The sequence below is a fragment of the Acetobacter sp. AAB5 genome (assembly GCF_050106715.1).
Classification (GTDB): domain Bacteria; phylum Pseudomonadota; class Alphaproteobacteria; order Acetobacterales; family Acetobacteraceae; genus Acetobacter; species Acetobacter oryzifermentans.
The window spans coordinates 159501-173311 of record NZ_JBNIEW010000003.1; the positions used below are offsets into that span (position 1 = coordinate 159501).

Annotated in this window: 15 protein-coding genes and 2 tRNA genes; 5 read left to right on the forward strand and 12 right to left on the reverse strand. The window is 54.7% G+C overall.

What is annotated here, in order from left to right:
- Positions 1-21 precede the first annotated feature (21 nt).
- The 5 genes from hpnE to hpnA all read right to left on the reverse strand — a co-directional run bounded on the left by hpnE (position 22) and on the right by hpnA (position 5494).
- Positions 22-1320 (reverse strand): hydroxysqualene dehydroxylase HpnE, encoded by a 1299-nt coding sequence (hpnE, locus tag ACP7IZ_RS04800; protein WP_426848072.1) that lies wholly within the window; start codon positions 1318-1320, stop codon positions 22-24.
- A 21-nt stretch (positions 1321-1341) separates the two neighbouring features.
- Positions 1342-2220 carry a presqualene diphosphate synthase HpnD gene (gene hpnD / locus ACP7IZ_RS04805; RefSeq protein WP_426848239.1) on the reverse strand — a complete coding sequence of 293 codons (879 nt, stop codon included), beginning with the start codon at positions 2218-2220 and terminating at the stop codon, positions 1342-1344.
- Positions 2221-2318: 98 nt separating this feature from the next.
- The gene (gene hpnC, locus ACP7IZ_RS04810) at positions 2319-3179 is read right to left on the reverse strand and encodes a squalene synthase HpnC (RefSeq protein ID WP_426848074.1); all 861 of its coding nucleotides are present in this window, start codon (positions 3177-3179) and stop codon (positions 2319-2321) included.
- A 112-nt stretch (positions 3180-3291) separates the two neighbouring features.
- On the reverse strand, positions 3292-4488 hold the full coding sequence (locus ACP7IZ_RS04815) for a glycosyltransferase (protein ID WP_426848075.1): 1197 nt from the start codon (positions 4486-4488) through the stop codon (positions 3292-3294).
- Between the two features lie 10 nt (positions 4489-4498).
- Positions 4499-5494: a hopanoid-associated sugar epimerase gene (gene hpnA / locus ACP7IZ_RS04820; protein WP_035352761.1), complete on the reverse strand. Its 996-nt coding sequence runs from the start codon at positions 5492-5494 to the stop codon at positions 4499-4501.
- A gap of 193 nt (positions 5495-5687) precedes the next feature.
- Between hpnA and ACP7IZ_RS04825 the strand changes: the two genes are divergently transcribed.
- Both ACP7IZ_RS04825 and ACP7IZ_RS04830 read left to right on the forward strand, forming a co-directional pair.
- Positions 5688-6779: a lysylphosphatidylglycerol synthase domain-containing protein gene (locus ACP7IZ_RS04825; RefSeq protein ID WP_426848076.1), complete on the forward strand. Its 1092-nt coding sequence runs from the start codon at positions 5688-5690 to the stop codon at positions 6777-6779.
- Positions 6780-6786: 7 nt separating this feature from the next.
- Positions 6787-7668 carry a prephenate/arogenate dehydrogenase family protein gene (locus ACP7IZ_RS04830; protein WP_426848240.1) on the forward strand — a complete coding sequence of 294 codons (882 nt, stop codon included), beginning with the start codon at positions 6787-6789 and terminating at the stop codon, positions 7666-7668.
- Positions 7669-7692: 24 nt separating this feature from the next.
- On the opposite strand, the gene ACP7IZ_RS04835 is transcribed toward ACP7IZ_RS04830, so the two are convergent.
- The 3 genes from ACP7IZ_RS04835 to ACP7IZ_RS04845 all read right to left on the reverse strand — a co-directional run bounded on the left by ACP7IZ_RS04835 (position 7693) and on the right by ACP7IZ_RS04845 (position 9574).
- Entirely contained in the window at positions 7693-8373 is a 681-nt protein-coding gene (locus ACP7IZ_RS04835; protein WP_426848077.1) for a tetratricopeptide repeat protein, read from the reverse strand.
- A 4-nt stretch (positions 8374-8377) separates the two neighbouring features.
- The gene (gene ykgO, locus ACP7IZ_RS04840) at positions 8378-8503 is read right to left on the reverse strand and encodes a type B 50S ribosomal protein L36 (protein ID WP_003625637.1); all 126 of its coding nucleotides are present in this window, start codon (positions 8501-8503) and stop codon (positions 8378-8380) included.
- A gap of 108 nt (positions 8504-8611) precedes the next feature.
- On the reverse strand, positions 8612-9574 hold the full coding sequence (locus tag ACP7IZ_RS04845) for a hydrogen peroxide-inducible genes activator (protein WP_426848078.1): 963 nt from the start codon (positions 9572-9574) through the stop codon (positions 8612-8614).
- Positions 9575-9754: 180 nt separating this feature from the next.
- Here ACP7IZ_RS04845 and ACP7IZ_RS04850 point away from each other — a divergent pair, with 180 nt between their 5' ends.
- Together ACP7IZ_RS04850 and ACP7IZ_RS04855 are read left to right on the forward strand one after the other, a co-directional pair.
- A complete protein-coding gene (locus tag ACP7IZ_RS04850; RefSeq protein WP_426848079.1) occupies positions 9755-10297 on the forward strand; it encodes a peroxiredoxin in 543 nt (180 codons plus the stop codon).
- Between the two features lie 202 nt (positions 10298-10499).
- The gene (locus ACP7IZ_RS04855) at positions 10500-11027 is read left to right on the forward strand and encodes a carboxymuconolactone decarboxylase family protein (protein WP_426848080.1); all 528 of its coding nucleotides are present in this window, start codon (positions 10500-10502) and stop codon (positions 11025-11027) included.
- Positions 11028-11124: 97 nt separating this feature from the next.
- Here ACP7IZ_RS04855 and ACP7IZ_RS04860 read toward each other — a convergent pair.
- The 4 genes from ACP7IZ_RS04860 to ppa all read right to left on the reverse strand — a co-directional run bounded on the left by ACP7IZ_RS04860 (position 11125) and on the right by ppa (position 13546).
- Positions 11125-11201 (reverse strand) — tRNA-Asp (locus ACP7IZ_RS04860).
- A gap of 149 nt (positions 11202-11350) precedes the next feature.
- Positions 11351-11959, reverse strand: coding sequence for a YceI family protein (locus ACP7IZ_RS04865; RefSeq protein ID WP_426848081.1), 609 nt, complete (start codon positions 11957-11959; stop codon positions 11351-11353).
- A gap of 82 nt (positions 11960-12041) precedes the next feature.
- Positions 12042-12860, reverse strand: a complete 819-nt coding sequence (locus tag ACP7IZ_RS04870; protein ID WP_426848082.1) for a DODA-type extradiol aromatic ring-opening family dioxygenase — start codon at positions 12858-12860, stop codon at positions 12042-12044.
- A 158-nt stretch (positions 12861-13018) separates the two neighbouring features.
- The gene (gene ppa / locus ACP7IZ_RS04875; RefSeq protein ID WP_006116780.1) at positions 13019-13546 is read right to left on the reverse strand and encodes an inorganic diphosphatase; all 528 of its coding nucleotides are present in this window, start codon (positions 13544-13546) and stop codon (positions 13019-13021) included.
- A 156-nt stretch (positions 13547-13702) separates the two neighbouring features.
- Here ppa and ACP7IZ_RS04880 point away from each other — a divergent pair.
- Positions 13703-13776, forward strand: a tRNA-Ile gene (locus tag ACP7IZ_RS04880).
- Positions 13777-13811 lie beyond the last annotated feature (35 nt).

Sequence of the window (13811 nt, forward strand, 5' to 3'; positions counted from 1 at the left end):
GCAGTGCGTTTTAAGGGGATATTACCGAGGGTGCTTGAGGCCCAAAGTATGAACAGCTTGCACGCCAGACCGCATGGCCCCTTCAAGGGTTGCGGGCAAGCCGGTGTTTGTCCAGTCTCCGGCCAGAGCCAGATTTACCAAAGGTGTAGCGGGGCCGCAGCGCAGGCGGTTTTGTTCCGGCGTGGCTGCAAAGGTTGCGCGTTTTTCCCACACAACACGTTGGGCCGCTGGTGTGGCCGGAAGGGGTTGCTCCAGCACGGCATCACAAGCCCGGCAGACTTCCTGCCAGATGGTGCGGGCCAGATCATCCTGATTCTGGTCTGCATAGCGGTTGGCGGCGCTTACGGTAACAGACAGAATGTTTTCGCGCAGGAAAACCCATTCCGTCACGCCGCCAATAACACCCATAAACCCACATTGCGCAAAAGAGCCTTGTGGAATGGGGCGTTCATCCAGCTTGAAATGCAGGTTTAGAATGCTTTCAAATTCTGTTGGGGCGGTTATGCCTGCAATCTTGTTGGCTAAGAGACTCTGCGCCACAGGAGCAGGTACAGCCATGATGATGGAATCATCAGGCCCCAAGGTAATGTCTTCTTCGGGCGTATGCAGGGTTGTAATGCGGCCGCGCGCTTCTTCCACACCGGTAATACGGCTTTGGGTGCGCACTTCTACATTCATGTCCTGCAAATGCTTCAGGGCCGGATCCACCAAGGTTTCGGAAAGGCCGACCTTGGCAAACCACGGAATACAGGCCGTACCCCCCAAGGAAAGAGATTCGCGAATAACAGCGCCCAGCAATGCGGCACTTCCGGTATCGGTAAGCGTATTAAGGGCGGAAATAGCAAACGGCTCTAAAAGCCGCCGGGCGAAGGCACCGGGCAGTAGGCAATCTGCAACTGTTTCGTTTTCACCTGCGTTCATCAAGCGGTACAGGCTGCGCAAATCAGGCAGGCGCATATCTGGCACCCGCCGATGTGGCTGAAATACCCACCACGGCATACGCCCGCGGGAAAGGTTTAATGTCCAGCGCGCATCTTCGGCCAGATCTACAAAAGGGAAAAGTGGCGCGTGGGGGCCGGTTAAGGTGTCCAGCGCGCCGGTAAGCCCCAGATAACGGAAAACGGTTTTGTTGGCAGAAAGCAGCAGATGGTTACCGTTATCAATGCGGCAACCAAGCTGACGGTCCATATAAGAGCGCGCGCGCCCCCCACAGGCGCGGCCTGCTTCGTGCACGATAATGCGTGGGCCAGAGCCCGCCGCTTCTACCGCAGCGGCCAAACCGGCCATGCCCGCGCCAATAATATGCAAAGTGCCTGTCATCACCGTTTCCTTATCGTGCGATCAGGGAAGATAAGAGCAGGCGAGCGCGTAAACCTTGCCTACGGTGGAGCTTTCGGGCCGCTGGCGCAGCACATCAGGTCCCCATCCACGTTTGCGCAGGTTTTTCAGCACCGTTTCATAGCTGGCCCCCATAATGCGGGCTGGCAGCATGGTGCGGGGGCGGCAAAGCTTCATGGTGGCAAATGCCGTTGTGAAGTGATCCTGCGCACGAGCGGCTATAATTTTGGTAACTTCCTGCAAGCCGGGGGCGGTAAGTGCCTTTACCGGATCATGCGGCACGTTAAACCGATCTAGCAGATCGGATGGCAGATACAGGCGGCCACGTGCGGCATCTTCGGGCAGATCACGCAGGATGTTGGTTAACTGCAGGGCACGGCCCAGATGATAGGCAACCTTATTGCCTTCATCAGAGCACTCACCAAAGATACGCACAGACAAACGGCCAACGGCGGCGGCTACGCGATCACAGTAAAGATCCAGCGTTTTTTCATCCGGCGCTACAATCGGGGTGGCTGTATCCATCAGCATGCCATCAATGATGGCATCAAAATCTGCCTGTTGCAGCGCAAAGAACGGAATGGCGGCTAGCAGAACGCGTTCCAGCGGTTCGTGCGGGGCTTCAAGCCTGTCCTGATACAGGTGGGCAATCTTTTTGTGCCATTCTTCCAATGCCTGTGTGCGTTCTGCCAACGGGGCCAGGCCATCGGCAATATCGTCCACCACACGGCAGAAAGCGTAAATGGCATACATGCCATAGCGGCGCATGGGTGGCAGGATACGCATGCCGGCAGCAAAGGAAGTTCCCGCCTGTTTGACCGTGCTTTCCACCCAGGCAAGATCAGCAGGATCACACCCAAGGGGGGTCGGCTCGTCATGCATCTGGATGTCTGGGGTTGTCACGCGCTTCTCACTTGTTGTTCGATTGTCAAAGTTATTTGGTCAGGCTCTTTTTACAGAAGTTCTGCCATTCGGAAAGGTCATGCCCATGCCCGCAGGGCCGCAATGGCTGCATGCATGCCGTCTGCCCGGCGCAAGGCCACACGCCCTGCCAGTGGGTCTTCACGCCGCAGGCGGCGGGTAAGGCAGTGTGCCAGTTCTACAATAGCAGCACATTCCATACGGAACCGGCGGTCACGGATATGGGCAGCTAAGGCAGAAGCCTGCTGGTTAAGGGCATCTACCCCGTCCAGCATGGTGTTGAAAACACGCCGCAGAGCAGGAGAGGTGCTGCCAGCCAGCAGGTCCTGTTGCGATGTGCCGCACCGTTGCATCATATCTGCGGGGATGTAGCAGCGTTTCAGGCGCTTGAGATCACCAGCGCAATCCTGAAGGTGGTTTAAAATTTGCAGCGATGTGCACAGCGCATCGGAGGGCACAAAGGCGGCGGCAGATTCTTCGTGCAGGCCAATCAGATAACGGCCCACAGGGTTGGCGGAATACCGGCAGTATTGCAGCAGATCATCCCATGTCTGATAGACATGCCCGCGCGAATCGTCGCGGAAGGCAATCAGCAGATCCGTTGCTGTTTCAAACGGAACATGTGTTTGCAGAAGAGACCGGCGTAACGTTGCTGCACTTTGGGCATCGGGCCGGTTGATTGGGTCCCGCTTGCCAAGCAGAACCTCTTCCATTGCATTCAGGCGTGTAATCTTGTCATCGGGGGCAAGGGTTTCACTATCTGCAATGTCATCAATAACACGCGCGTAATCATAGTAGGCATGCACGTGCGGGCGCAGCTTTTTGCTGATTAGCAGGGAACCGACGGGAAAGTTTTCATCCGAAGCTCCCTTGCCGGATGAAACGTCTGCTGTTCCCCATACGCTGGTTGTGTTGGTCATGCCTGGCTCAATATGATTGCGCGGTAAGGGCAGCCCCGTGATTTACATGAGGCTGCCGGGAATGCCTATCCCTTAACTGCGGCCCTGCCCAGAGGGAGGCTTCAGATATATTTCAGGCGCGCCGGCTTTTTTGCTCCAGCGTGCGCCCATCATTGGGTATGGCTTCGGTATAGGCGCGGTCTTTCCAGACCACACCTTTGCCCCGGTGGTGGTTAAGGGCAGACCCGATAGTAGCGGCTGTATAAAACAGCGCAATAAACGGCAACGCCAATGCCCATAAAGGCGAAAGGCGAAAGCGCCGCAGCGTAGGTATAAAGGAACAGAGAGAGACGGTAAACGTGGCTGCTCCAACCCATTGTGCAGGCCCATGCGCCAGAAAAGCAAGTGCAGCAGGGGCAAGCCATACCACAATCATGGCTAATACGGTTAACACCAATAGCGTAGGTGAAAAGCGCAACTGCACGTAAGCCGTACGCGCAATCATACGCCAGATATCGCCAGCCGTTGGATAGGGGCGAACAGATTTGGCCAAGCAGGAATGGCCTAGATACAAGTGGCCGCCAGCTTGTTTGACGCAGCTTGCCAGTGTGCAATCATCTATCAGGGCGCCACGCAGGGCTTCAATGCCGCCAATCTGGCGGAGCATATCGCGGCGCAGCAAAATGGTGCCCCCTGCGGCTCCGGCTGTTTTATCTTTGGGGTTGTTCACCTTGGCGAACGGATAAAGCAGGGCAAAAAAGAACACAAAAGCTGGCACCAAAGCGCGCTCAGCAAGGCTTTCGCACTGAAGTTCCACCATTTCGGAAACCATGTGCAAACGGTCTGTTTGTGCCTTGGCCACCAAGGTAGAAACATGTGCAGGAGCATGCAGAATATCTGCATCTGTAAACAGTATGTAACCGCTGCCATCTGCACATTGGCGCTCGGCCTCTGCCACCCCTTGGGCAACGGCCCATAATTTGCCGCTCCAGCCAGCAGAAGGATCTGCCCCATCTACAACGGTCAGGCGGTTGTGAGGGTCCGGCAAAGCCCGCGCGAGATCCCCTGTGTTATCCGTACTGCGATCATTTACCAAAATAACGGAAAGACGGCCCATGTAATCCTGCGCCAGCAAAGAAGAGAGGGCTGGCTGAATGGATTCAGCTTCATCCCGGGCAGGCACAACCACCGTAACATCCGGTGCAATATCCATGCGCGTCCGGCCTGCCTCTGCGGGTTGCAGAATGGGGCCAGCCTGCCAGAACTTTCCATGAAAAAATATCAGCCCAATCCAGATAATGGCGCATAAAATAGCTAGAGCCAGTATCACTGCTGCTCTCCTATTTCAGCATGCCATTATTGCGGAACCAGGTAATGGCATCTTCCACCGCCTTGCGTGCCGGACGCGGGTTATACCCTAGTTCACGCTTGGCCTTATCGGATGAGAAGAACATTTTTTTGCGGGACATGGCCAACATCTCACGCGTTACACGTGGGTTGATGCCAAAGGAGCGGGAAAGCCATTCGGACACAATTGCCACGGGCCAGATGACTTCCTGCGGCAGCCTGATTTTTGGCGGCGGCACGTGGGCAATTTCTGAAACCATGGCGAACAGATCACCCAGCAGGTAGTTTTCTCCGCCCAGAATATATTTTTCGCCAACGGTACCGCGTTCCAGCGCTAGCGCATGGCCTTCGGCCACGTCATCTACATGTACAATATTCACGCCTGTATCTACATAGGCGGGCATGCGGCCTGCGGCGCAATCCAGAATCATCTGCCCGGTGGGGGTGGGTTTGATGTCTCGCGGGCCAACGGGTGTGGAAGGGTTTACGATAACCGCCGGTAGCCCCTGATCGCGCACCAATTGCAGCACTTCCTGCTCGGCCCGGTATTTAGAGCGCTTGTAAATGCCAATAACGGCATGTTCCTGTACGGGGGTGTTTTCATCGGCAATGGAACCATCACCAATCAGGCCCAATGCCGCCACAGAGGAACAATACACAATTTTTTCAACACCAGCCGCTTTTGCGGCCAGCATAAGCTGGCGCGTGCCCTCTACGTTTGCTGTCATCATAGGGGCAGGGTCTGGCACCCACAGCCGGTAATCGGCAGCAACGTGGAATACGTAGCGGCACCCTTCTACCGCACGGGCAAAGGTTTCTGGGCGAGAAAGATCTCCGTCCACCAAATCGGCAGGAATATCCGCAATATTGCGTCTATCGCTGCCTTCGCGCACCATTAGCCGCAGGGAATGCCCCCGTTCCAGCAAAGTGCGGGCTACGGCGGAACCAACAAAGCCTGTTGCGCCGGTTACGAGGGTATGGGCAGTCATGAGAATATACGCTCCCCCAGAGGTACGATACGTAAATAAAAGTGGTAAGGACGTTAATCCCGAACGGCAGGTCTGTTTCTTTATCCTGCTGTCCGAGGTGGCGCCAGACCCCGTGGTGGTGTAAGGGGACGGACCAATCACACACACACACTGATGCGCCGCTTGCTTTTTACCACATGGCAAAGGGCCTTGGGTGTGCTGGACAAACAGAGCTGGGGCCTTGAAGAAGCTTACGGTTTTTCTTACTTTTCTCGGGCTTGTGGCCGTTACGGCAGCAATGGCATGGAGCGGTTTCGATTCCGTTTTGCATGCCGTTATGCGTATAGGTCTGGGCGGCTTTCTTGTAATGGTATGCTGCCAGTTGCTGGTAGATGGCGTTCTGGGGCTGGCTTGGCATGCGGCTTTTCCCGAACTGGGCTATTTTAGGCTGCTATCCGCCCGCATGGTGCGCGATGCCGCAGCAACATGCCTGCCTTTTTCCCAGCTCGGGGGCATTGTTATCGGGATTCGGGCCACGTGCTCATCGCATGGGTTTTATAAAGGCGATAAGCGGGAAGTGGCATTGCCAGAGGCAGCTTGCGCCAATCTGGTAGATATCACCACGGAAGTGATGGGGCAGGTGGCGTTTGTGCTGCTGGCCGTTGCTTTTTTGGTGGCGCATCAGCGTTCCAGCCCGTTTGTGGTGCCCGTAGTGTGCGGTGCGGTATTCCTGATTGCAGGCACGGCCGGGTTTATCTGGACCCAGCGGCACGGTGGTAATCTGTTCCGCAAATTTGGTGGAACATTTACCCGCAGCCTTGCCTCCCAATGGCATGAAAACCTGACCCAAGGCGCTGATGATCTGCAAGAGCAGATGGAAGCGGCATGGAGCCGCCCGTGGCATATCTGCCGCTCTGCGTTGTACCATTTTGTAGGGTGGCTGGGCAGCGCGGCCATGCTTTGGCTCACGGCGCGTTTTCTGGGCGCGCATCTTTCCTTCCCCAATGCCGTTGCTGTGGAAGGCGTAACCTGCGCCATTATGTCTTTAGGGTTTCTGGTGCCCGGTAGCTTGGGTGTGCAGGAAGGCGCCTATATGGCGCTGGGCCATGCTTTTGGTATCGATCCTTCTGTCTCACTTGGGCTTTCTCTGCTGCGCCGTGGGCGTGAGATCGTCATCGGCATTCCTGTTCTGCTGGCATGGCAGTTCATGGAAATGCACGGTTTACGGGACAATAATAAAACTGATGAGGACAAGGCAGCGTATCCTCCCGCTTCTTCTGTGGTGAAGGATACTCACCTTGGCTGAGGATACTGTGCCTGTTTTTGATACGCTGGCTGTTATTGGGCCAGGGCTTATCGGATCTTCCGTATTGCGGCGTGCGCAGGCGGAGGGAAATCTGGCCCGCAAACTCATAGCAGTGGATCAGAGCCCGGATGTGTGTGCCCGTGTGGCAGAGCTAGGTATTGCGGATGAGGTGACAACAGATGCCGCAGCCGCAGCCGCGCAGGCTGATTGCGTGATGCTGTGTGTGCCAGTAGGCGCTATGGGCACAGTAGCTGCACAGGTTGTTCCGGCCATGAAGCCCGGCGCAATATTGACTGATGTGGGCTCTACCAAGGTATCTGTAATTGAGGCTATCAGCCCTTCACTACGGGCAGATGTGCCATATGTGCCCACGCACCCTATGGCAGGCACAGAGTTTTCTGGCCCAGATGCCGGGTTGGCAGATTTGTTTGAGAATCGCTGGTGCCTGATAACGCCGTTAGATTGTACTACGGCAGAGGCGCTGGAAAAAATGCGCACCTTGTGGGAGCGCTGCGGTGCCCGCTTGCGGGAAATGACACCCGCGCATCATGATCGTGTTTGCGCCATTGTTAGCCATTTGCCGCATTTGCTGGCCTTTACCATTTGCGGCACAGCAGATGATCTGGCGAGTGAAACCCGGTCTGAGGTGTTGGATTTTGCTGCATCCGGCTTCCGGGATTTTACACGTATTGCAGCTTCAGACCCCATTATGTGGCGGGATATTTTTCTTTCCAACCGTGAAGCACTGCTGGAAATGCTGGGCCGGTTTATGGAAGATGCACAGGCTATGGCGCGGGCTATCCGATGGGAAGATTCCGATTACATTGTGGATCGGATTGAACGGGGCCGCAAAATTCGCAAAAGTCTGATCGAGAATAAACAGGCCTAAAGGCCAGACCTGCTTGCTTAAAAATCAGGTCGGCTGCCCGTAGGCCTTGATGTGTAGCGCATCCAGCCGTTTGTGGTTGCGGTCTGTCATGGGGCTGAGTTCCAGCACTTTCTGCCAGGCTTTCAGGGCGGCTTTGCCATCATTACGGTGTTCTTCAACACTGGTCAGAAGGCTCCAGCTTTCCGCATCTAGCGGATCGCGCTGCAAGGCTTCGCCTATATCAGCGATGGCTCCTTTAAGATCCCCCGCCACAAGGCGCATTTGGGCGCGTGTGCGCCACAGAATGGCTTGGTCGGGCTGTAGGGCCAGTGCATCGCCTATGTCTTCCACCGCATCATCAGGCTTATCGGTTGTCAGATCTTTTTCTGCCCGACGGACCAAAAGCTGTGTGGTGGGGGAAAGCTTGGCTGAACGGAGGGCCTCCAGTTGTTCTTGCAGGGTATGCGCTTCCTCTGGTGTTTTGGCGTGAGCCAATGCCGTGGAAAGCTGCTTTATTTGTTCTGCAACGCTGCTGGAATGTTGTGATGCTGCATGTGCTGGTGGGGGGGCTGGTGGTGTGGCGGTTTGCGCCCATCCCGTAGCCGGAAGGCCCATATGTATTGCGCAGATGCCAGCAAACAAAAACCCGCTCCTCCGGCAAGCGGAAGAACGGGTTTTACGCATGACATGCGTGTTCAACCAGCCAAAAAGGGCCGGATGATGCATGAGATTAGCCCTGACGAGCTTTCATGCGAGGGTTCTTCTTGTTGATAACATAAACCCGGCCGCGACGACGCACTACACGGCAGTCTTTATCGCGCACTTTGGCCGACTTCAGGCTGTTTCTGATTTTCATGGCCCGTTTTCTCCGCCGATGCTGATGGACGTACAAAATAAGTTGGCTCGGCACATACCGGGTGCGTGCGTGAGAGTCAATATTTCTCGCATTTCTGGGCGCATTTTCTCATAATTCAGATGGATTTTCTGCTTTCCGAGAGGGTGTTGCGGGTGGGGCCAGTGCCGCAAAAGTTGTGGCAAGTGTTTGAAAATCTGCTGCGCGGGGAGATCTTGGCCGCCACGCTAGCCCAATGGTACGCCGCGCCAGATCGCTGGTAAGGGGGCGTGCTACAAGATTACGGCCTCGCAGAATGCCTGCATGAATGGCCAGTTCGGGCATAATGGCAATGCCTAACCCCAGTTCCACCATTTCTGCCATGGAGTGGAGAGACATGGCGGTAAAGGTGGAGTCGCTTTCTCCTTCAGATCCGCTGCGGCTTGGGCTTTGGCGGCAAATGGCTAGAGTTTGATCGCGCAGGCAGTGTCCATCCTCCATCATGATCATGCTGTGTTCGGATAATTGAGAGGCTGGTACGGCAGGTAGGGCAGAAAATGGATGGTCTGGCGGCATAATCACCCGGAAGGGGTCTTGCCATAACGGGTGTGTTTCTGTGCCATCGCACAGGCAGGGCATGGCCACCACCAGTGTATCTAACTGGCCGAGCGAGAGTTTTTCCAGCAGGTGTTCGGTGGTGTCTTCCGTAATGGACAACAGAAGGCGCGGAAAGTGCTCGCGCAAGTTAAGCACCAATTGTGGAATCAGAAATGGCCCAATGGTGGGAATAATGCCGACTCGCAGCGGCCCAGTTAGCGGCGTGCGGGCCGCGGCAGCCAATTGCGGCACGGCTTCCAGTGCCGCCAGTGCTTGCCGGGCCTTGAGTGCAATTTCGTGCCCCAAAGGGGTGAACACCACTTTTTTGCCCACGGTGCGGTCTAGCAAAGGGGCATCAAGCTGGCGTTCCAGCGCCATAATGCCGGCAGAAAGGGTGGATTGTGTGACTGCACAGGCAGCGGCAGCCCGCCCAAAATGGCGCAGTTCTGAAAGGGTGATCAGATAGCGTAATTGCTGGGCAGAAGGCAGCGGCAGCACGGTATGATTTCCTGATGCAATGTATCTGAGAGATAAATCTTCGGCATTTCATCGAATAGTTCAATGATTTTGATATAAAATATTCATTGGCTTAAATGAAAAAGCCGCGCCATACAGGACAACACAGCCGGTGGCACGTTGGTGCTGCATGGCGTGTGCCAAGCTATAAGGAGCAAGATTATGCTGACAGTTGGCGATAAATTTCCAAGCTTTGATCTGACCGCCGTTCCTGGTGGCCCGGAAGGCCTGAAGGGCGAATTCGTTCAGATTTCTGACAAGAGCGATGCCGGCAAGTGGAAGATCGTATTCTTCTGGCCGATGGACTTCACGTTCGTCTGCCCGACAGAAATCGTGGCTTTCGGTAAGCTGGCTAAAGACTTCGCTGATCGCGATGCCGTTGTGTACGGTGTGTCCATCGATAGCCAGTTCGTGCACCTTAACTGGCGCCTGCATAAGGATGATCTGAAGGATCTTCCGATTCCGATGCTGGCTGATATCAAGCGCGAGCTGACAGAAGGCACAGGCGTTCTGGCTAAAGAAGCCGGTGTTGCCCTGCGCGCCACCTTTGTTGTGGACCCACATGGGGTGATTCGCCACGTGTCCGTCAACGATCTGTCTGTTGGTCGTAACCCGCAGGAAATCCTGCGTATTCTGGACGGGCTGCAGAGCGATGAGCTGTGCCCCTGTAACTGGAAGAAGGGCGACGACTTTATTAAAGTCTGAGCCTGAAAATTTCATCCGGCCTACGGGGCGGATGAGGCGGTGCGGGTGGCATATGCCACCCGTTGCCTTCTTTCATGAGAAGAGGGCGGTAGCCTTGATGTGGTTACCAACTGCGCCAAATAGTGGGGCAGTTTACGCGGCAAAAACCGCGCAGGCGCTATGCGTCTGATTTTTCCGAACAACCTGAATATTGGAAAATGCTATGTCCATTGATGCAATCAAGGATCGTATTCCCGATTATGCCAAGGACCTGCGGCTGAATCTCAGCTCTTTGGCGAATGATGTGACACTTACACCGCAGCAGTTGGGCGGCACATTTGTGGCGTCTGCACTCGCGGCGCGGAATGATGAAGTTACATCAGCTATTGTGGCGCAGTTTGCTTCAACACTTTCACCAGAAGCTCTTACGGCAGCCAAATCCGCTAATGCCATTATGGCCATGAACAACATTTACTACCGCTTTGTGCATATGGCAGGTGGTGAATATTCCCAGATGCCTGCACAGTTGCGCATGAGCGTGATTGCCAAGCCGGGCGTAGAAAAAGCTGATTTTGAGCTGTGGTGTCTGGCTGTTTCCGTAATCAATGGATGTGATCTGTGTGTGACCAGCCATGAAAAAATCGTGCGCGAGGCATTAGGAGCATCTGCCGTGCAAACAGCAGCACGTATTGCGGCAACAGTTCATGCCGTTGCAGTTACCCTACAAGGTTCCAGTGCTTTAGGTGATTGAAGCTGAAAAGCCTTGCTTCCGGCTGCTTGGCAGCCGGACAAAAGCAGGTCGCACCACTTTGTGTTCCAAAAAGAAATAAGTTTTTAAGGAAATAAAGTGGCGCGAGTGACGGGGCTCGAACCCGCGACCTCCGGCGTGACAGGCCGGCGCTCTAACCAACTGAGCTACACCCGCAGTTTCAACGCGCTTTCGTGCGTTGGTATGTCGCACTTTATAGCGATGTTTTCGCGTTTGGCAACAGGGTTTTCATAAAAAAATTCATTTCAGGAAGATTTTCTCTCGCTACGCGCAAAAAAGCGGCAATTTCTTTTGAAAGGAATGGCTTATTTGGCCTTTTCAAACGCGCCGGCAATAGAAAGCAACACCTTGTCCGCCACCAAGGGCACATAGGTTTTTATACCATAAGCGCTGCGCTTCAGTTCCCCCGTAGCCTGAAAGCCCACAGTATAGGTTTTGTTCATGGGGTTCTGCCCTGCGCCTATAAAACGTGCGTGCAGGGTAAGTGGCTGTGTAATGCCATGCAGCGTGAATTGCCCTTCAATATCAGCCGTGTCTGTTCCGGTTGGTGTGATTTTGGAGGAAACAAATTCAGCCTTGGGGTAGTGGGCCACATCAAGCCATTCAGAGGTTTTGAGCTCGTTAGTCAGCTTGGTGCTGGGGGTTAGGACGCTGTCTGTGGGAATAGAAACACTGAGCCGCGATGCTTCCGGTTGAGCAGGATCAAGCGCAAGCGTGCCCGATGCGTTTGAGAAAAAGCCGGAATAATTGGTAAAGCCCAGATGGAGTACAGAAAACACCACCTGCGTATGGTTGGGATCTACGGCGTAGTTTCCTTGTTCAACAGCGGAAAAGGCTGGAGCAGCTTGAGCTGTGGAGAGAACAAAAGTTAATCCCGCAATCATAAGGAAAGGGCGCGAGAAAAAAGTGCTCATAAGCTTGTTCCTTTAAAAACGAGGGCTTTTAGAGGGATAGCTCCTGAGCAAACAGAAAGTTGCCGGTAAGTTTTTACGGCCTTTAACCGAAGCGGAAACCAGATAGCGCTTTACCCAAAACGGTATCGCTATAAGTGCGAATCCCTTCATCCTGCCCGGCAGCGCCTGCTGCCACCATAAGTGGCAGCAAATGTTCCTCCCGCGGGTGGCAAATACGTGCGCCGGGGGCAGCGGCCCAGTGCACAAGCTGGGTATCGCGCTTAACTGGTGGGGCTGTAACTGCTTTTTCCAGCCATGTATCAAATTCTTGTGCAGCCTGATTGGTGGCTGGGGAACCGTTCATGAAGTGGCGCAGGTTATGATAGCTCATGCCTGTGCCAATAATCAGCACATTCTGGGCACGTAAAGGCTCCAGCGCGGCCCCGAGAGTAATGTGGGCGGCAGGGTCCATGCTTTTTAGCAGGGAGAGTTCCACAATCGGGATATCAGCTTCTTCAAACGCCAGCATGAAGGGAATAAAGACGCCGTGGTCAAACCCGCGTTTGTCATCTGTGGCGCATGGGATGCCTGCTGCGTGCAAAAGGTTGCAAACACTTTGGGCCAGCGCAGGGCTGCCGGGTGCTGGGTATTGTAGCTGATAGGTATGTGGCGGAAAGCCAAAGTAATCATAAATCAGGGATGGATTGGGCGCAGCCGTAACGGTGGGAATGTCTTCTTCCCAATGGCCGGAAACCACCACAATGGCATCGGGTTTACGGGGGAGCGTGCTTTGCGTGCTGCGGAGATACGCCGCCATTTTGTCCCACGTATTGGGCCAATCCATAAAAAAGCATGGGCCACCACCATGAGGAAGAAAGAGAACGGGTTGGCGCGAGGGAAGGGAAGACCCCGTAATGGGCATGCTGGTTTTCTCCAATATCCGTGCGTCATATTGGAGGCGAAGGGGGCGCTTGATAAGCCGTTTTCTAGGAAAACTGTTTTTGCATAGGGTATGAGGCAAGAAAAAAGCTGCGGGGCAGAAGCCACCGCAGCTTTTTATAAGCAGAGTGCAAAGGCGGCTTATTTGCCTTTTGCAGCTTCCAGAGCTTTCACAATGAACTCGCCCGCTTCTTCCTTTGTGCCCCAACCGGTCACTTTCACCCATTTACCTTTTTCAAGGTCTTTGTAGCGGGTGAAGAAGTGCTCAATGGCCTGCACGGTAATTTCCGGCAGATCGTCCACGCTCTGCACCTTGGTAAACTGTGGGTGCACTTTATCGTGCGGCACGCAGATGATTTTTTCGTCCTGACCGGATTCGTCTTCCATCTTCAGAACGCCAATTGGGCGGGCGCGAATCACACAGCCGGGCACAACATTGTGCGGCGTCAGCACCAGAGCGTCCGTCGGGTCTCCATCAGCGGCCAGCGTGTTGGGGATAAAGCCGTAAGCCGTAGGGTAAGCCATGGGCGTGAACAGGAAACGGTCCACCACAAGGGCGCCGCTTTCCTTGTCGATTTCGTATTTGACAGAAGAACCCTGCGGAATTTCGATCACGACGTTAATATCAAACGGCACATCTTTGCCGGGGGAAAGTTTTGAAACGTCCATTGAAGACTGCTCCAGAGCTGAAAAATTAAAGGCGGCAAACCCTATCTGGCAGATGCCCGCTTGCCAAGAGTAATGCGTTTTTCATGCCAACTGGCAGTTTTCAGCACAGAAACCCTTGCCAAATTGCTCAGGTTGCGTAATCAGGAACCCGCCTGCGCGCCCGTAGCTCAATTGGTTAGAGCGGGCCGCTCATAACGGCTTGGTTGCGGGTTCAAGTCCTGCCGGGCGCAGGCGATAACAGCTTGCTGCGCCGATGTGGTCGCAC